Origin of the sequence: Pseudomonas sp. LS44 (genome assembly GCF_024730785.1) — a bacterium.
In the GTDB taxonomy this organism is placed as follows: Bacteria; Pseudomonadota; Gammaproteobacteria; order Pseudomonadales; family Pseudomonadaceae; genus Aquipseudomonas.
Genome location: NZ_CP102830.1, coordinates 114,125 through 131,963 on the forward strand (window position 1 = coordinate 114,125; position 17,839 = coordinate 131,963).

11 protein-coding genes are annotated in these 17,839 nt (G+C 66.7%); 7 read left to right on the forward strand and 4 right to left on the reverse strand.

The genetic code is table 11. From position 1 onward, the window contains the following. Nucleotides 1–289 precede the first annotated feature (289 nt). From NVV93_RS00585 to recD, 6 genes are all read left to right on the forward strand, one after another. Nucleotides 290–2,185 (forward strand): PAAR domain-containing protein, encoded by a 1,896-nt coding sequence (locus NVV93_RS00585; protein ID WP_258252527.1) that lies wholly within the window; start codon nucleotides 290–292, stop codon nucleotides 2,183–2,185. Continuing rightward, nucleotides 2,182–2,841, forward strand: coding sequence for a DUF2931 family protein (locus NVV93_RS00590; protein ID WP_258252528.1), 660 nt, complete (start codon nucleotides 2,182–2,184; stop codon nucleotides 2,839–2,841). Before NVV93_RS00585 ends, NVV93_RS00590 begins: the two co-directional genes overlap by 4 nt. Nucleotides 2,842–2,988: 147 nt before the next feature. Further along, nucleotides 2,989–3,690 (forward strand): hypothetical protein, encoded by a 702-nt coding sequence (locus NVV93_RS00595; protein ID WP_258252529.1) that lies wholly within the window; start codon nucleotides 2,989–2,991, stop codon nucleotides 3,688–3,690. A gap of 191 nt (nucleotides 3,691–3,881) precedes the next feature. After that, nucleotides 3,882–7,415: an exodeoxyribonuclease V subunit gamma gene (recC, locus tag NVV93_RS00600; protein ID WP_258252530.1), complete on the forward strand. Its 3,534-nt coding sequence runs from the start codon at nucleotides 3,882–3,884 to the stop codon at nucleotides 7,413–7,415. Continuing rightward, entirely contained in the window at nucleotides 7,412–10,957 is a 3,546-nt protein-coding gene (recB, locus tag NVV93_RS00605) for an exodeoxyribonuclease V subunit beta (RefSeq protein ID WP_258252531.1), read from the forward strand. Before recC ends, recB begins: the two co-directional genes overlap by 4 nt. A 246-nt stretch (nucleotides 10,958–11,203) precedes the next feature. Beyond that, a complete protein-coding gene (recD, locus tag NVV93_RS00610) occupies nucleotides 11,204–13,021 on the forward strand; it encodes an exodeoxyribonuclease V subunit alpha (protein WP_258252532.1) in 1,818 nt (605 codons plus the stop codon). A 133-nt stretch (nucleotides 13,022–13,154) separates the two neighbouring features. Here recD and NVV93_RS00615 read toward each other — a convergent pair whose 3' ends face one another. Continuing rightward, a complete protein-coding gene (locus NVV93_RS00615; protein ID WP_258252533.1) occupies nucleotides 13,155–13,919 on the reverse strand; it encodes a TerC family protein in 765 nt (254 codons plus the stop codon). Between the two features lie 209 nt (nucleotides 13,920–14,128). Here NVV93_RS00615 and NVV93_RS00620 point away from each other — a divergent pair, with 209 nt between their 5' ends. Then, nucleotides 14,129–14,530 (forward strand): GFA family protein, encoded by a 402-nt coding sequence (locus tag NVV93_RS00620; RefSeq protein ID WP_258252534.1) that lies wholly within the window; start codon nucleotides 14,129–14,131, stop codon nucleotides 14,528–14,530. Nucleotides 14,531–14,974: 444 nt separating this feature from the next. On the opposite strand, the gene NVV93_RS00625 is transcribed toward NVV93_RS00620, so the two are convergent. From NVV93_RS00625 to NVV93_RS00635, 3 genes are all read right to left on the reverse strand, one after another. Then, the gene (locus NVV93_RS00625; RefSeq protein ID WP_258252535.1) at nucleotides 14,975–16,936 is read right to left on the reverse strand and encodes a DUF4105 domain-containing protein; all 1,962 of its coding nucleotides are present in this window, start codon (nucleotides 16,934–16,936) and stop codon (nucleotides 14,975–14,977) included. After that, nucleotides 16,933–17,253, reverse strand: coding sequence for a DUF2388 domain-containing protein (locus tag NVV93_RS00630; protein WP_258252536.1), 321 nt, complete (start codon nucleotides 17,251–17,253; stop codon nucleotides 16,933–16,935). Before NVV93_RS00630 ends, NVV93_RS00625 begins: the two co-directional genes overlap by 4 nt. A gap of 175 nt (nucleotides 17,254–17,428) precedes the next feature. Further along, nucleotides 17,429–17,746, reverse strand: coding sequence for a DUF2388 domain-containing protein (locus NVV93_RS00635; RefSeq protein WP_258252537.1), 318 nt, complete (start codon nucleotides 17,744–17,746; stop codon nucleotides 17,429–17,431). Between the last annotated feature and the right edge of the window lie 93 nt (nucleotides 17,747–17,839).

The following is a 17,839-nucleotide window of genomic DNA, read 5'->3' on the forward strand; positions in this document are numbered from 1 at the left end:
CGGGCGTCGCTCGATCAAAAATCGACGCACGCGCAGCGGATTGGTTGGTTTGCTTGATCACTGCGTCGTGGCCGTCTCTGTAGCTGTAGTTGCGGTTCGATGACCGCGCCAGTCGTGCCGGTAAATAGCGCCGTTGTGGGTCAGGCGAACTGCCCTGTGCAGCTGCGCCAGATCTTGCGCACTGGCCCCGCGAGATGTGATCCAGCCCCGCAATCGCGGTGCGGCAGTTGCCTGCTGCGGCGCGCTGCGGCATGGTCTGCGCCCGACTTTTACCGATAAGGAGATTGGTATGTCCGGTCAACCCGCAGCGCGCCTGAGCGATGCCGTCAGCTGTCCGAAATGCAAACCCAACACCATCGCCAGCGGCTCTGCCGATGTGCTGTTCGATGGCCTGCCCAGCGCCCGCCAAGGTGACCGCTGTGCCTGCGGCGCGGCGCTGAGCGGCAAGCTGATCAGCAATGTGCTGATCAACGGCCGTGCGGCTGCCGTGCAAGGCAGCACCGGCGAGCACGGCAATGTGGTGATCGGCGGCTCCGGCACGGTGATCATCGGCACCCAGTTCAGCCCCGCCTCGTTCACTGCGCCTAGCCCGTTGTTGTTTACCGGCGCCACGTCGGCATCGACCTCGCCGCAGGCGCTGCAATCCCCGCAGGCGCGCATCTGGCAGGAACAGCCTGGCGACTCCGCGCCCTCGCCTGTGGAGGAAGAAGAGGAGGAGGAAGAGCTGGAGGAATCGGTCGAGCAGCTCATCACCCTGCGCGTCGGCGTGTTCTTCGACGGCACTGGCAACAACCTCGCCAACTCCGCGGCCACCGAACAATGCCGGCGCGACGACCTGCAGCTGCTGGATGAGCGCACTTTGCAGGAGACCGCCCGCCACTGCGCGGCCTTTGGCTATCGCGACAACGGCGTCGATGGACTACTGCCGCCGGACAATAGCTACGCCAATAGCGCCAGCAACGTGGCGCTTCTGCATGGGCTGTATAAGGACCAGGCTTCTGAGCAGTTGTCCGCCGATACTAAAACCGCGCATGTGAAGATTTATCTGGAAGGTATTGGCACCAGTAGCGGTGGGTCAGATTCCATTATTGGTTCAGGTACTGGGAATGGTGAGACGGGGATAGTGGCGCGGGTCAGGCAGAGTCCGGCCAAAATTCGGGAGCAGTTGATACGGCTCGTCAGTAGGAACGCCGCTTTAAAAATTTCCCATGTCGAGTTTGATATTTTCGGCTTCAGCCGCGGCGCGGCAGCGGCCCGGCATTTCGCCAACGAGTTGCTCAAGCCGCACGGTGGACTGTTGGCCGAAACTCTCAATGCTGACACTCCCGGATTTGCTCCCACATTCGACTGGCAATCAGCAGCGACCATCAACTTTATCGGCCTCTTCGATACGGTGGCTGCGGTTGTCGATTTCAGCCGCAACGATTGGAGCCCAGCCGACGAATCTAATCCCGGCATCAACCTGTATCTGCCAGCCGGTTGCGCGCGCAAGGTGGTCCACCTAACCGCGAAGGACGAGAAGCGCTGGAATTTTTCCCTTAGCTGTGTGACACCGACGCCCGGGCATACGGAGCTGACGGTACCCGGCGTGCATTCGGACATCGGTGGCGGCTACCCGCCGAACATGATTGAGAAGCTGCTGCTCACCAAGCCGCTTAGCGTTTTGGTCACGCCGGGCCGACCTCTGCAGTCCACCAGTGCCTGGCAAGGGCTCGAGCGTGAGCAGCTGGTTCTGGAACGAGCCGGTCTACCCGGTAAAGGCACCTTGCGCCCGGTGTATTGGCGGGCTAATCAGCCAGCAGGTCATCCCTTCCAGCGGGACATCCATCAACGCTTCACCCTTTCCTTGAGCATCGAGCGACAAGTGCGAGGTGAATTGGCACTGGTCTATCTGCGTCTCATGCGGGAATTGGCCGTGGGTCATGGGGTGCCGTTTGACAGCATCGATGAAACGGACAACCGCACAGCCATTCCGAAAGACCTGCAAGCCATCGCCGAAAAGCTCATGGGTATTGCAGCAGGGCGCAGCGGAGAATTGAGCCCCACGGAACAATGCTATTTGCGGGAGCGCTATATCCATCTGTCCGCGCATTGGACACCTACTTACGGCCTGTTAATCAATAAGCCTGCACCCAACATTCGACTGACCTATAACAACAAACCGCAAGAGGGCTATCCGGAATGAAGCGACCATTGCTGGTTTCTTTGACCCTATTATTGGCCGCGTGTGCCACAGGCCAGGAGCGCCCAAAGCTCCCCTATGATGCCTGGGAGGTGGGTGTGTTTGCTCCCAGCTACATGGAGGCCTGGATTGAAAGCGTGGATGTGATCGATCAGCGCGGCCTGGTGTTCGAGCACGTGCATGGCGGTGTGGCCTCCATTACCAACCCCGCGAACAGCAAGGGCAATCCGGCCGGTTGGCCGAAAAATCCGGGCGGCAGTACTAAATCGGTAGGCGGTGTCGATCTGCCGGAAATTATCTTCGTGCGTTGGCAGTCGTTGGCGGAACCGCAGACCTATAACGTGCGCATCAATATCTCCAAGGAAATGCGCAATGCCATGGTGAGTAGAGGACCGGTGGCTTGTCCTTGGAAAGGTGATTGGGGGAAAGAGGTAACCACTGGTTACCGTAAATTCATCAGCATTGGTTTGGCGCCTGGGGGTATTGCCAAGGTGTGGTTGCAAGGAAGCTGTATGGAGTCCATTGAAGTCGGCCGCTTCGAAGCCGCGATCAGCAAAGTAGGCCCCTACGACGGAACTTCAGGCGGCAAGCATCGCCCTCTATCCAAGGAGGCAAAGGGCTACATCGACAAGTACGGAATCCCCTACGGCAGTTGGTAATTCCAACCCCAGATCGCGCCAATGTTCGGTCTTGGACTTTTTGCCGTTTGTACGGTCTGAGCTAGAGATGTCCCGACGCCAGCCCGGAGCCGTAGTGAGTAAGTGAGGTGCAGCGTCCCGGTAGCCGACCGTCTGGAGGAACCGTTCATGCACAACGTCCTGTCCCTACCCCCACTATTGATCCTGCTTAGCACCCTCGCTGCTTGCGCCAGTAGCTCGTCTACTCCGTCGGGGGAAATTCTCCCGGATCGGGCTGCCGAGCGGGTCGGCACCAAGGTTTCGCTGTATACCGACCGCTTTGGCTGCCTGCCCGGCCCCTTCGATCCGGCCAGCGTGCGCAACCCGGTCGGCCCCGGCCAGCCCGGCGAATTCATCGCCGGCTACACCAACCATGTCGAGCTCGGCGCACCCTGCAGCACGCAGATCAGCCATGCCTACAACGGCGTGTTCGGCTTCAATCTCGACGATCTGCAAGGCGCCACCATCGTCTCCGCCGAGCTGCTCCTCGACCGGCGCAACACCGCGCTCAGCAATCGCGTGGGCGGCGGCGACCAATGCGCGCTGCCGCTGCTGATGGCCAGCGAGACCGTCGAGAGCGGCAGTGGCTTTGCCGTGGTGGCCGGCACCCCGTTGCCCGGTGCGCCCAAGCGGGTGGCGCAAAGCAGCATGACCACCACAGTCAGCCTGCCGGTGACCGCCGAAGTGCAGCAGTGGGTGCTCAACGATCATCCCAATTACGGCTTCGTCCTCGCGCCGCCCGAAGGTGCGCTGAACAAGAACGAGGACAGCTGCACCGGCTACTGGTCGAAGCCGCGACTGAAGATGCAGGTGATCCCGGTTGCCCAGTAGGTTGGGCTGAGCCGCGTAGCGGCGATACCCAAGGCTGATCCTCTGTTGAGTATCGCTGCGCTCGACCCAACCTACGCCCCCATGCCACCCAGGCGGCGTCCTGCCTCGTACGCGATACCGGCTGTCGCGCCTGCCCGCCCTCCCGAGCGAGCTGATACGCTAACGCCCTCGACAGGACGCCGGCTCGCCCCATGCTCAACCTCTACCACGCCCCCGATCTGGAAACCCTCGGCGCCCTGGCGACCGCCCTGCTCGCCCAACCGCAGCGCGACCCGCTGGCGCCGGCGCGGGTGGTGGTGCCGAGTCAGGGGATCGGTCGCTGGCTGAGCCTCGAGCTGGCGCGCGAGCAAGGCATTGCCATGCATCTGGACGTGCAGCTGCCGGCCAAGTTCGTCTGGGAACTGACCCGTCAGGTGCTCGGTCAGTTGCCCGAGCAATCGGCCTTTTCCCCGCAGACCCTCGCCTGGCGCCTGTATGACTGGTTGTGCGAACCGGCCAACCTCGACCGCGCGCCGCGTCTGGCCCAGTACCTGGAAGGCGGCGACGAACGCCGGCGGCTGTCCCTGGCGGCGCGGATAGCCGATGTGTTCGACCAATATCTGTTGTACCGCGACGACTGGCTGGCTGCCTGGGAACGCAACGAACTGCTCGAGCTGGGTCGCGACGAAGCCTGGCAGGCGCTGCTGTGGCGCGAGCTGACTGCCGAGGGCCATCCGCATCGCGCGCGCCTGCTCGACGATCTGCTCCAGCGCCTGCATGACCCGGCGCCGCTCGCCGGCCTGCCCGAGCGCCTGCTGGTGTTCGGCATCAGCAGCCTGCCGCCGCACCACTTGCGCGTGCTGGACGGCCTGGCGCGGCATACCGAGGTGGTGATCTTCGCCCTCAATCCGTGCCGCGAGGCGTGGGGCGAAATCCGCGACGTTCGCGAGTTGGCCAAGGGGGCGTTTGGCGGGCGAGCGGAAAGCGTCGCGAGCGCAGAGCAGGCAAGGCAAAACCAGGAGAGGGAGCGGAGTGTACGAGTAGTACATGAGCATCCCGAGCCTGGTTTTAACGCAGCCTCCTCAAGCGCAGCAGCTTCTCCGCCGCTCGCCCCCGACGACTGGTACCTCGACGTCGGCCACCCGTTACTGGCCAGTCTCGGCAAGCAGGGCCGCGACTTCTTCGACAGCCTGTTCGCCCTCACCGCCGAAGAAGGCGGGCAGGACACCGGGTTGTATTCCGAAGACGCCGACCTGCACGACGACAGCCTGCTGCACGCCCTGCAACACGACATTCTGCGCCTGCGCACCCGGCTGCCGGAGGAACGCGTGCAGCTGCGCGACGACGACCGCTCGCTGGAACTGCACATCGCCCATTCGCCGTTGCGCGAAGTGGAGATCCTCCACGATCAGCTGCTCGCCCGCTTCGCCGCCGACCCCAGCCTGAGCCCCGATCAGGTGGTGGTCCTGACCCCCGACATCGAGCGCTACGCGCCCTATATCGAAGCGGTGTTCGCGTCCCGCCAGGGCACCCCGCGCGATGGCGTGCCGCGGGCCGTGGCGCCGCGCATTCCGTTCAGCCTGGCCGACCGCAGCCTGCGCAAGGAAGTGCCGCTGCTGGAGGCCTTCCTCGAACTGCTAGGCCTGCCAGAAAGCCGCTTCGCCGCCGAAGAGGTGCTCACCTGGCTGGAGCAACCGGCCATCGCCCGCCGTGCCGGCATCGAAGCCGAAGACCTACCGCTGCTGCGCGACTGGCTGCACGAAGCCGGCGTGCGCTGGAGCCTGGATGCTGCGCATCGCGGCCGCCTGGGTCTGCCGGAAGATGCCGCGTTCAGCTGGCGCCAGGGTCTCGACCGCTTGCTGCTGGGTTTCGCCGCGCCGCCGCAACTGGCCGGTGACGGCCTGCCGCTGCTCGGCGGCAATTGGCCACTGGATGCGGTGGAAGGCGGCCGTGGCCAGCTGCTCGGGCGTCTCGCCGCGTTCATCGAGCGCCTCGCCAGCTGGGCTGAACAGTTGCAACGGCCGCGACCGCTGGCCGAGTGGGCCGACAGCCTGCAACTGCTGATCGACGGCCTGTTCGACGAGCGCGAGGCCGGCGACAGCCTGTTGCTGCTCAGCCAGGCCTGCGCCGCGCTGCGTGACCAGGCCGAGGCGTCCGGCATTCAGCGTCCGCTGGAACTCGCCCTGTTGCGCCAACAACTCACCGGCCAGCTGGAACAGGGCGGCAGCGCCTCGGGATTCCTGACCGGCGCGGTGACCTTCTGCACCATGGTGCCGATGCGCAGCCTGCCGTTTCGCTGGGTCTGCCTGCTCGGCCTGGATGACGGCGCGCTGCCGCGCCGCGCGCCGGCCGCCGGCTTTGACCTGATCGCCCAGCGCCCGCGACGCGGCGACCGCGCGCGGCGCCTCGACGACCGCTACCTGCTGCTGGAAACCCTGCTCTCGGCGCGCGACGGCCTGTACCTCAGCTATGTCGGCCGCGACCCGCGCGACAACGCCCACCTGCCGCCCTCGGTGCTGATCAGCGAAGTGCTCGAAGCCGTCGACCTCACCGCCGTGGGTAGGAGCGGATTGATCCGCGATCCAGGCAGCGCAGAAGCATCGCGAATGAATTCGCTCCTACCAGAAGAGCAGAAAGCCAGCGCGCAGATCACCATCGCCCATCCGCTGCAGCCGTTCGCCGCTGGCAACTTCCAACCCAGCGGCGCGCATCAGGGTTTCGCCGCGCCATGGTTCCGCGCCGCCCAGCGCCTGGCCGAAGCGCCGCTGCGGCAAGCCCCGGCGTTTATCGAACGGCTGCCGGAGCCGGCCGCCGACGGGCCGGGCGGCGCTCCGCTGATCATCGAGCCGGCGCAACTGTTGCTGTGCTTCCGCCAGCCGGCGCGCTTCCTGCTCGAACAGCGCTTGGGGTTGCGCCTGGCCGATGCCGACGAAGCCATCGCCGCCGATGAACCCTTCGCCCTCGAAGGCTCGGCGCGCCGCGGCCTGCGTCTGCTCGCCCTGGATTCCATCGAGCGCGGCTGGAGCGAGCACGCCGAGCGCCAGGTAGCCCGCGCCGCCGGCTGGCTGCCGTCCGGTGAACTCGGCCACGCGCTCTGGGGCCAGCTGCGCGGCCCGGTGCGCGCGTTCGCGCCCAAGCTGTTCGAGTTGCGCCCGGCCGAGGCGCCACAGCCGTTGCTGGTGGATATTCAGCTGGCCGGCGTACGCGTGTACGGCTGGCTCGATGGGGTGACCAGCGAGGGCCTGTTCGACTGGCGCCTGTATGCGCCCGGCGCCTGGGACTTGCCTGGCTTCTGGCTGCGCCACCTGCTGCTCAACTGCGCCGTGACCGCGGGTGCCGCGCCGCTCGGCATCGCCCGCCACAGCCGGCTGATTTCGCCGACTGGCGACTGGCAACTCGGCCCGCTGGACAACCCGACCGCGCTGCTCGAAGCCTGGCTGGTCGGCTACCGCGAGGCGCTCTGCGCGCCGCTGCCGTTCCTCACCCGCAGCAGCTATGCCTTCGCCAAATCGCTGTGCACGCCAAGCGCGCGCAGCAAGAAGGAGCCGATCGACGCCGCCCGCGGCGCCGCGCAAGCCGCCTGGCTCGGCGCTGACTTCAGCCCGATCCCCGGCGAGAGCCTCGATCCCTGGTACGCCCTGGCCTTCCGCGACCGCGACCCGCTGGACGCGCGCTTCGAAACACTCGCCGAACAACTGCTCGGCCCGGCGCTGCGTGCCCTGGCCAGCGACGAGGACGACGCATGAGCCTCGACCTGCACACCTCATCGTTCAGCGGCCGCTCGCTGATCGAAGCCAGCGCCGGTACCGGCAAGACCTGGACGCTCACCGCGCTGTATGCGCGGCTGTTGCTCGAGCAGCAGCTCAGCGTCGGGCAGATCCTGGTGGTCACCTACACCACCGCGGCCACCGCCGAACTGCGCGAACGCATCCGTGCGCGCCTGGCCGAACTGCTGGCGATCTATGCCGGCACGCCCAGTGAGGATGCTTTCCTCAGCGAATTGCACCGCCGCCATCCCGGCGAGGACGCGCGCCGACGCTTGCTGCTGGCGGTGCATGGTTTCGATGAGGCGGCGATTTTCACTATCCACGGCTTCTGCCAGCGCGCCCTGCAGGACGCCGCGTTCGAGGCCGGTGGCGACTTCGACAGCGAGCTCACCCAGGACGACCGCGAAGTGCTCGACGCGCTGCTCGCCGACGCCTGGCGCCACGAACTGGTGGCCGCCGAACCGGCCTGGGCGCGCTTTCTGGCCAAGCAGAAGATCACCCCGGCGACCTTGCGCCAGCAGTTGCGCAGCCATCTGGGCAAACCCTATCTGCGCATCGAGCCGCGCGAGCTGCTGGCCGGCGATGAGTTGAGCGCCGCCGGCGCCGCCTGGGAACAGGCCGCGCAACTCTGGCACCGTGACGGCCAGGCCTGGCTGGCCAGTCTGTTGGCTCACGGCGGCCTGAGCCAGAGCACCCACAAGCTGAGCAAGCTGGCGCTCTGGGGCGCCGAACTGGACGCTTATTTCGCCGACCCGGCGGCGCTGTTCGGTGCGCCCGAGGCGCTGGCCAAACTCGGCAACGCCGTACTGCACAAGGCCAGCAAGAAAGGCTTTGAGGCGCCGCACAGCCCGCTCGGCGAAGCCTTCGATGCGCTGGCCACGACCCTCGAGCTGGCGCTGCCGGCCGGGCAACAGCAATTCATCGCCCTGCAGGTCAGGCTGCTCGATCACCTGAATGCCGAATTGCCGACGCGCAAGGCGGCGCAGCGCCTGCTGGCCTTCGACGACCTGCTCAATCGTCTCGATCAGGCCTTGCAGGGTCCGGTCGGCGACGACCTGGCGAGCACCCTGCGCAGCCAGTATCCGCTGGCGCTGATCGACGAGTTCCAGGACACCGATCCGGTGCAGTACGCGATCTTCGAGCGCATCTACCGCGACGGTGGCGACCTGTGTTTCGTCGGCGATCCGAAGCAGGCCATCTACGCATTTCGCGGCGCCGATCTGGCGACCTATCTGCAGGCCCGCGATGCCGCCGCACGGCGCTACGACCTGCCGTTCAACTACCGCTCCACGGCCCAGCTGATCGCCGCGCTGAACCGCTTGTTCGACCGTCCGCAGCCGTTCGCCGAACGCGGTCTGGACTATCCACCGGTGAGCGCCGGGAGCAAGTCGCGGGCGCAGCTGGTGTTGCCGGCCGAGCAAGGCGAGGCGCCGCTGGCGCTGGTCTGGCTCGCCGACGAAGGCTTGAACAAAGGCCGCGCGGGTGAACTGGCGGCGCTGGATACCGCGCAGCGGATTGCCGGGTTGTTGGCGGCCAGCGTGCTGGGCCAGGCGTATTTCGACCAGGACGGAGAGCGCACCCCGCTCAAGGGCGGCGATATCGCTGTACTGGTCGCCAGTCATCGTGAGGCCGCCAGCATCGCGGAGGAATTGGCCATGCGCGGCGTCCCCAGCGTGCGCCGCGGCCGCGACAGCGTGTGGCATAGCGAGGAGGCCGGCGAACTCGGCGCAGTGCTCGCCGCGTATGTCGAGCCGGGTCGTGAGGGCTTGCTGCGCTACGCCCTGGCGACTCGCCTGCTCGGTCGCGACGCCGCGCAACTGGCGCGTTGCCAGGACGACGAGCACGCCTGGGACAAGGAGCGCAGCGATGCCGAGCACTATCACCAGCTCTGGCAGCAGCACGGGTTCATGCGCCTGTTCCGCGCCTGGCTGGATCAGGAGGCGGTTGCCGAACGCCTGCTGGCTGGGCTCGACGGCGAGCGGCGGCTGACCAATCTGCTGCACCTGGCCGAACTGCTGCAGGCCGAAAGTCTCCAGCGTCCGGGCCTGGAGGCGCTGCTCGCCTGGCTCAACGCGCAGCGCGGCAGCGAAGGCGCCGGCGAAGATGCCCTGCTGCGCCTGGAAAGCGATGCCGAACGCGTGCAGATCGTCACCATCCACACCTCCAAGGGCCTCGAATACCCGCTGGTGTTCTGCCCGTTCCTCTGGGACGGGCGCCTGCTCGGCCCACATACCAGCAGCGCGCGTTGCCACGACGAAGACGGCCAGCCGCTGCTCGATCTGGGCAGTGCGCGGCTCGACGAACGCCTGCAGCAGGCGCGCCGCGAAGTGTTCGCCGAGAAACTGCGCCTCACCTACGTGGCGCTGACCCGCGCGCGGGATCGGCTGTGGCTGCACTGGGGGCCGGTCGCGGTGCCCAAGGCCAAGAAGGATGGCGGGCTGCCCGAGGAAGGCCTGCACAGCAGCGCCCTGGCCTGGCTGCTGCATGGTCGCCATGCGCTCGGCGCCGATCCGCTCGGCGAACTGGCCGCGCACCTGCAGGACAACCACGGCGCCCAGCTGGCCGCCGAAGTCGATGCCCTGGCGGCCAGCAGCGAGGGTTTGATCGCCCGCCTGCCGCTGCTCGGCCACGAAGCCAGCGCCGCCGGCGAACAACGCGGCGCTGCGCCGGCGCTGCTGCAACGCTTCACCCGCAGCCTGTCCAGCGCCTGGCGCATTGGCAGTTTCTCCGGGCTGGCCGCCGGCCTGCACATGGAGGCACCGGACCGCGACCATTTGGTAATGCCGGATGCCAGCGAGCCGGGCCTGGGCTTCTTTGCCTTCCCGCGTGGCGCGCGCGCCGGTACCTGCCTGCACGCGATTCTCGAAGACTGGGCGCGCGGCAAAGGCGCCCTGACCGAGCTGGTCGAGCCGGCGCTCAGCGCCCACGGCATCTCCGCCGAACTATGGGGCGCGATCGCTGTCGAGCAGCTGCAGCAGGTGCTCGACAGCGACCTCGACGGCCACGGCCTGCGCCTGAGTGCGCTCGCCCCGGCGCGGCGTCTGCCGGAGCTGGGCTTCACCTTCCCGGTCGGCGGCCTCGACGTACTGCGCCTGCGGGCAATCCTCACTGATCCGGCGATGGGTCTGGCCGAGCCGCTGCGCGAGGCCGCCGGACGTCTGGAGTTCGACAGTTTGAAGGGCTTTCTCAAAGGCTTTATCGACCTGACCTTCGAGCATGACGGGCGCTGGTACATCGCCGATTACAAGTCCAACTGGCTGGGTCCGGATGTCAGCTACTACGGCGGCGACCGCCTGGTGCAGGCGCTGGCCGGCGAGCATTACTACCTGCAGTACCTGATCTACCTGGTGGCACTGCGGCGCTTTCTGCGCCAGCGCCTGGCGGATTTTCGCGACGAGCAATTGGGCGGTGCGTTCTACCTGTTCCTGCGCGGCATGCCGACCGCCGGGGTTTATTTCGCCCGCCCCAGCGAGCGCTTGCTGGATGCGCTGGACGACCTATTCGAGGAAGGCCGCCGATGATTTGCGTAGGGCGGGTGCAACCCGCGTGGTTGGATGCCGCGATCCCTTCGGCGGGTTGCCCCCGTCCTACCGATGCGCGCATCCCGCGTGGCCGAACTGTGCGCGGGCGTTCCCTCGGATGGGCGGAGGCGCTCGACCCAACCTACGTAGCCCGGATGAAATCCGGGGTTAACTGGACCCGATTTCCATGGCCCCGGATGGCATCCGGGCTACGGGTTACTGCCGCCGCTATCGGGAGGTTGGCCGATGAATCTCGCTGATTTGCCGCTCGGCCCGCTGGAACGCGCGCTGCTGGACAGCCTGCACCGCCTCGACCCGCAAGCCGAGGTCGGCGTGTTGGCCGCAGCCGCGCTGTGTTGCGAAGCGCTGGGGCGTGGCGACGTGTGCCTGCCGCTGGCCCGCTGGGCGGGGCAACGGCCCTGGCCGGAGGTGGCGTTCAATCTGCCGCCGCTGCAGCGCTGGCGCGAACAGTTGCAGCACTCCTCGCTAGTCGCCGGCGCAGGTGGTTTCGCGCCGCTGATCCTCGACCGCGAACGCCTCTATCTGGCCCGCTATCAGGCCTACGAAGCGCAGCTGGCGGCGCAGTTGCTGGCCCGCGCGGCGCAGCAGCCGCTGGTCGACGAGGCGCAGCTGGGCGACAGCCTGACGCGCCTGTTCGCCTTCAACACGACCGCGCCGGACTGGCAGCGCCTGGCCGCCGCGCAGGCAGTGCGGCGCAATCTGGCGGTGATTTCCGGCGGCCCTGGCACCGGTAAAACCACCACCGTGGTGCGCCTGCTCGCGGCGCTGCTTGAACAGTCGGGCACCAGCCTGGCTATCGGTCTCGCCGCGCCGACCGGCAAGGCGGCGGCGCGGATGGCCGAGGCGATTCGCCAGGCCAAGGCCGCGCTGCCGGTCAGCGAGGCGATCAAGGCCGCGCTGCCGGAGCAGGCGCGCACCCTGCATCGCCTGCTCGGCAGTCGTGGCGACAGCCCGCAGGTGCGCCATCACGCCGGCAACCCGCTGGCGCTCGACGTGCTGGTGGTCGATGAAGCGTCGATGGTCGACCTGGCCTTGATGGCCAAGCTGGTCGCGGCCCTGCCCGCCAACGCGCGGCTGATCCTGCTCGGCGACAAGGATCAACTGGCCGCCGTCGAGGCCGGCGCGGTGTTCGCCGAACTCTGCGAAGGGCGCGGTTTCGATGCCCAGGCGGCGGCCGATCTGCAGCGCATCAGCGGCCAGACCGTGGCGATCGAGAACCCGCGCTCGCGCTTGGGCGACGCCGTGGTCCTGCTCACCCACAGCCACCGGTTTGCCGGCGACAGCGGCATCGGCGAGCTGGCCCGGCGGATCAATGCTGGCGATGCGCCCGGCACGCTGCAGCTGCTCGGCGAAGGGCGCGCGGATCTGGTCTGGCAGCCGCAGCCGACCCCGCAGGCGCTGCTCGAGCGCCTGGAACAGGGCTACGCGCCGTATCTGGCTGCCACGCAGACCGGCGATCCGGCAGCGGCCTTCGCGGCCTTCAACGGCTTTCGCGCGCTCACCGCGCAGCGCGAAGGCGCGTTCGGCGTCAGCGGTCTCAACGAGGCGCTGGAAGCACGGATCAAGCGCACCGAACGGATTGCCGCGCGCGAGCGCTGGTACGTCGGGCGGCCGGTGATGGTGCGCCAGAACGACTACGCGCTGGGCCTGTTCAACGGTGATATCGGTCTGTGCCTGAACAGCGAATTCGGCCTGCGAGTGTTCTTCGAAGGCGAGGACGGGTTCCGCGCCTTCGCCCCGGCACGGCTGCCCAGCCACGACAGCGCCTTCGCCATGACCGTGCACAAAAGCCAGGGCTCGGAATTCGCCGAAGTGCTGCTGGCCTTGCCGGAAACCCCGAGCCCGCTGTTGACCCGCGCGCTGCTGTACACCGGGATCACCCGCGCCAAACGCCAGGTGGAAATCTGGGCGCTGCCGGCGCGCCTGGCCGAGGCGGTGAATACCCGCGCCGAACGTGCCGCCGGCTTGGCCGAACGGCTGGCGATCGACGCGCCAGCCAGCGACAGCGTGGCGGCGCCAGACGTACAGCTCGATCTGTTTTAGAAGTTTTGGGAGTGTCCCGCGCTGCTCCCGGATTTCATCCGGGCTACGGAATCGGTATCCCCCGGCCACAGCGGCAGCTCGTAGCCCGGATGCAATCCGGGGAATGTCTGGGTTGCCGCCACTGGCAAGCCGCTCAGGGCCCGGAAATATCCTCCTGCTTCGCGTCCGCGGCGGGCGACTTTTCGCGACTGCGACTGCGACTGCGCCGGATGTTGAGCGCCTCGACCCCCAGGGAAAAGGCCATGGCGAAGTACAGATAGCCGCGCGGCACGTGCACGTCGAAGGCTTCGGCGATCAGCACCGTGCCGACCAGGGTGAGGAATGACAGGGCCAGTAATTGCAGGCTCGGGTGGCGATTAATGAAGTCGCCGACCGGGCCCACGGCGAGCATCATCACCAGCACCGCGGCGACGATGGCGGCGACCATCACCGGCACGTGCTGCACCATGCCGACCGCGGTGATCACCGAGTCGAGCGAGAAGACGATATCCAGCAGGGCAATCTGGATCACCGTGCCGATCAGTCCGCCGGCCCGGCGCCGCGGCTCGCTGGCATCCGACTCGAGGCCTTCGACGTGGTAGTAGATCTCCTGGCTGCTCTTCCAGAGCAGGAACAGGCCGCCGACCAGCAGCACCAGGTCGCGCCCCGACAGGCCATGGCCGCGCACCTCGAACAAGTCGGTGGTCAGGCGCATCACCGAAGTGATCGACAGCAGCAGGCCGATGCGCGTGACCATCGCCAGTGCCAGGCCGAACATCCGCGCGCGGTGCTGCTGATGGGCCGGCAGGCGCCCGGCGAGCAGGGTGATCATGATGATGTTGTCGATGCCGAGAACGATTTCCAGCACCGTCAGGGTGAGAAAGGCGATCCACAGCTCCGGGCTGCTCAACCACTCCATAACGCGGCTCCGTTCAGGTCGGCAGGTAGGCGCTTGGCGCGCGGGACAGGCAGTAAACACACATAAGACTGCCATCGGCCAGCCAGCCCGTCAGCTTGGTTGGCGAATCGGCTCGCTGCAAGTTGCGGTCGGCGCGGGTTGCGATTGGCTATCGTGGTGAATGGCCCCTGTGCATGTGCCCAGACCGTGCCGATGAAGCGGGAGGTTCTATGTCCGAATTGCATCTGGGTGGTTGCCATTGCGGCAGCCTGCGCTATCAGTTCAGCGCGCCGCTACGCGATATCGCCCACTGCCATTGCTCGATATGCCGGCGCACCAGCGGCGGCCTGGTGACCACCTGGATCAGCGTGCCGCTGGCGTGTTTTACCTGGAGCGTTGGCGAGCCGGCGCAATACCGCTCCTCGGCCAGCTGTACGCGCTATTTCTGTCCGACCTGCGGCGCCCAGCTGGCGCTGTTCAGCCTGCGCAGTCCAGACAGTATCGATATCACCGTCGCCACTCTCGACCAGCCCGAGTACGCCAAGCCCGACCGGCATATCTGGGTGAAAAACCGCTTGCCCTGGCTGCATCTGGATTCGCATCTGCCGGAAGAGGATGAGGAGCGGTTGTGAGCCGATCGCGGTGCTCTAGTCCGGATGGGCGAGCATCGCGATAGCCATCATGGCGATGCGCTGGGTATCGCAGGCTCAACCCATCCAATCGCCCCTGTGTCGGCCTTTGTAGGAGCGAATTCATTCGCGAAAGCGGACTATCCAGCATCGCCGGCTCGCGAATGAATTCGCTCCTACAGCGCACGCCAGACCGTAGGACGGGTGGGCGCGCCTAGCCTGAGCGCAGCGATACCCACGCGGCACGCGCGGATCTATGGGTATCGCAGAACCCATCACAAAGCCAAGCGGCCGATCTGCGCGCTTAGAGCCTGTTTACGATCTTCTGGATTAGAGTCAGACAAGGCAAAAGTGGCCGGAAAAGCGCAGTTTACGAAGTGTAAATGAGCATTTTGAGGCCACTTTTAACGCGGTCTGGCCGCGAGCCAGGAGATCGTAAACAGGTTCTTAGGGCAGCCGCATACCGCCACTGGCCTTGTGCAGCGCGCGCAGGTGCTCGCCGAGCTGCTGCAGGTTGGTTTCACCGGCTTCGATTTCGGCCAGCAGCGCCGGGTCGAGCAGCTGGCGCACTTCCTGATTGAGATCCTCGCTGAGGCGCTTGAGCACTTGCTGGCGCTCGGCGCTTTGCTGTTCCAAGCGCTGCCATTCACCGGCCTGGGGCAGACCGTAACCGCTGTCGAGCAGCTCCGCCGGGCGGCTGAGAAAGCCGCTGTTGGCGAGAATCTGTTGCAAGGTGCCGCCGGCCTTGGCGAAGCGACTGTCGCCGAGCTGTTCGCGGGCGCCGAGGTAGTTGCGTTTCAGTTGGTCTTGGGCGAGCAACAGTTGGCGGCGCAGCGCGGCCTGTTCGAGCAGTAGCATTGCGGCGCTGGCGCGCAGATCGGCCTGGGGGAACCAGCTACGGCGCTCTACGGCAGTGAGACCCAGCCAGTCTTCGACCGCGGTTTGCGGGATCGGCAGACGCTGCTTGAGCACGTCGAACATGGCCTGGTAGCGATCGCGGAAGGAGTCGAAGCGATAGCCCAGGCGCAAGGCTTCCTTATCGTCATCGAGCACGCTGCGATCGGCCAGGCCGCGGCCTATCAGGCTGGCGAGTAGGCCATTGGGCATGATGCTGTCGAGCCCCTGCAGTTCCGGGCGGGCGGTGCCGCTGCGCAGCAGCTTGAGGGTTTCTACCGCGCAGTTGTTGGAGAGGAACCAGTAGTCGCCGTCATAGCCCCAATGCAGCTCGGCAGCGTGTTCGACCAGGCCGTGGACTTCCTCGCGCGTCAGCTTCAACGGCACCGAAGCCAGGCTGCGCAGTTCGACCTTGGTGTATTCGTCGATCACCTGATCGAGCGGTAGGACGAACAGCCGCGAGGGATAGGCGCCGGTCAGGCCGTCCCAACTGGACAGTTGCACATCGTTGACGAAGGCGCGGTAGGACAGCACCAGATGCTGGTCGAGATCCAGCCGGCAGTCCGGCCCGCGCGGCCGGCCGGGCGCGCAGATCACCAGGCGCAGCATGCTGTGGCCCCAGCGGCTGGCCAGGTTGTCGTTGGCCTCGGCGAACAGATAGTCGACTTGGTAGACGCGCTCGGGGTCGAGCTGGCCGAGTGGCTGGCGGGCGAAATCGCGGCCGGCGTTGAGGAACGGATAAGCCTTGGCGCAGGCCGGGGCGTTCGCCGGGGCCCAGCCGAAATGCGCACGCAGGTAGGCATGCAGCGTCGGCCGGCGGCAGGCGTAACTCGGGTCGAGGAGGAAATACTCCATGTTCACCGCGACGAACTCGCGCGGATTGCGCAGCTCGTAAGTATCCGGGCTACGGGCGTCTTGCGCGTTGTGCTGTTCGCGCATGCCGCGCCGGCCAACGTATTGCGGCCAGCCGGCCAGATCGAGCAGGCGCGGGTCGTCGCTGAGGGTGAAGCGCCGCGCGGTCTGCCCGCGACACTCGTCGGTCAGGCCAACCGGTCCGTAGGTGTTGGCGTTCTGCCGGCAGCGTTGCTGGTGGCGCCAGTCGGCACTCGGCCACAGGCGGGCGCGGTCATACAGATGGGTCAGCTCGTGGAGCACGGTGGCCAGCAGCTCACCGCGCAAGGTGCCGTGCGGTCGGCCGGTGCTTTGCCGAGCGGCGGAACCGTCGCTCAGTGCGGGCAGCAGGCGGCGGTTGAGCAGCAGCCGGTTGGGGCGACTGGCGCGGCCGAATACCGGATTCGGCAGGTCATCGCTCCAGCGCACCTGCACCTCACGGTCGAGGCGTTCGATGAACAACGGTGGCAGCGCCGCCTGGGCTTCGGCGAGTAGCGCCTGAGTGGCCTGCCGCTGGCTCGGGTCGAGGCCGTCGGCATCCAGGCTCAGGCGCAGTCCGGCCTGGGTCGCTGCACTGCCGAGGAGCAGGACGGCGCCAAGCAACCAGGCGCGGCAGCGGCTCACAGGGCGAGGATGGCTTCGGCGAGGGCGTGGTCGGAGGCTTGCTGGGCGGCCGGCAGTTGACTGCGCAGGACGTGGAACGCGCTTTCCAGACGCGCGCCGCGAATCTGACCGTGGCTGGCGACGAAGCTGGCGGCATCGTCACGCGCCGCGACCACGACTTTCATGTCGCGAATCGAGGTAGTGGTGTCGGAGGTGAAATCGAGGCTGCGGTCGACCGCGCGGACGATGATGTTGCTGGTGGCCACCAGGGTTTGCGCCTGGGCGCTGGCGCACAGCAGGGTCAGGGCTGCGAGGGCAGCGATGAGCGGGCTACGCATGAAGGTCTCCAGAAGGCTTGGGGCTCGTGACGGATTGGACGGGCCGCTTCCACCGCCGCTTCCACCGCCGGTTCCGCTTCGGTGTGGCGTGAAAAGCTCTACTGGAGAGCGGCCGGTTTTGGGCGGCCGCAAGGCTAGCCGAATGCACCGGCCGGAGCCAGTGCAATGTGGCGAACTAGAGCGTCAGGATGGCCTGCGCCAGCTGCATGTCGCTGGCGGCCAGCTGCGGCAGCTGGCCGCGGATGTGGCGCAGCGCCGCTTCCAGCTGCGCACCACGAACCTCGCCGGCACTGGCGACGAAACTGGCCGCATCGTCACGGGCGGCGCGGACGATCTTGTCGTCGCTGAAAGACGAGGAGATATCCGAGGTAATGTCCGAGGTGCCTTTGAAGGCGCCAACGGTGGTGTCGGTGGTGTAGACGAAACTGGTGGCCGAAGCGCCAGTGGCAAAGGCAAGCACCGCGGCGGCGGTAAGAAGACGTAAAGCAGTCATGATCAGGCTCCTGTTGAGCAGGGAACGGCACGACGAAGTCGCTGCACAGTGCAATCCTAGCTCAATGCCCTCGCGGATTCTCGTCTTCCTGGC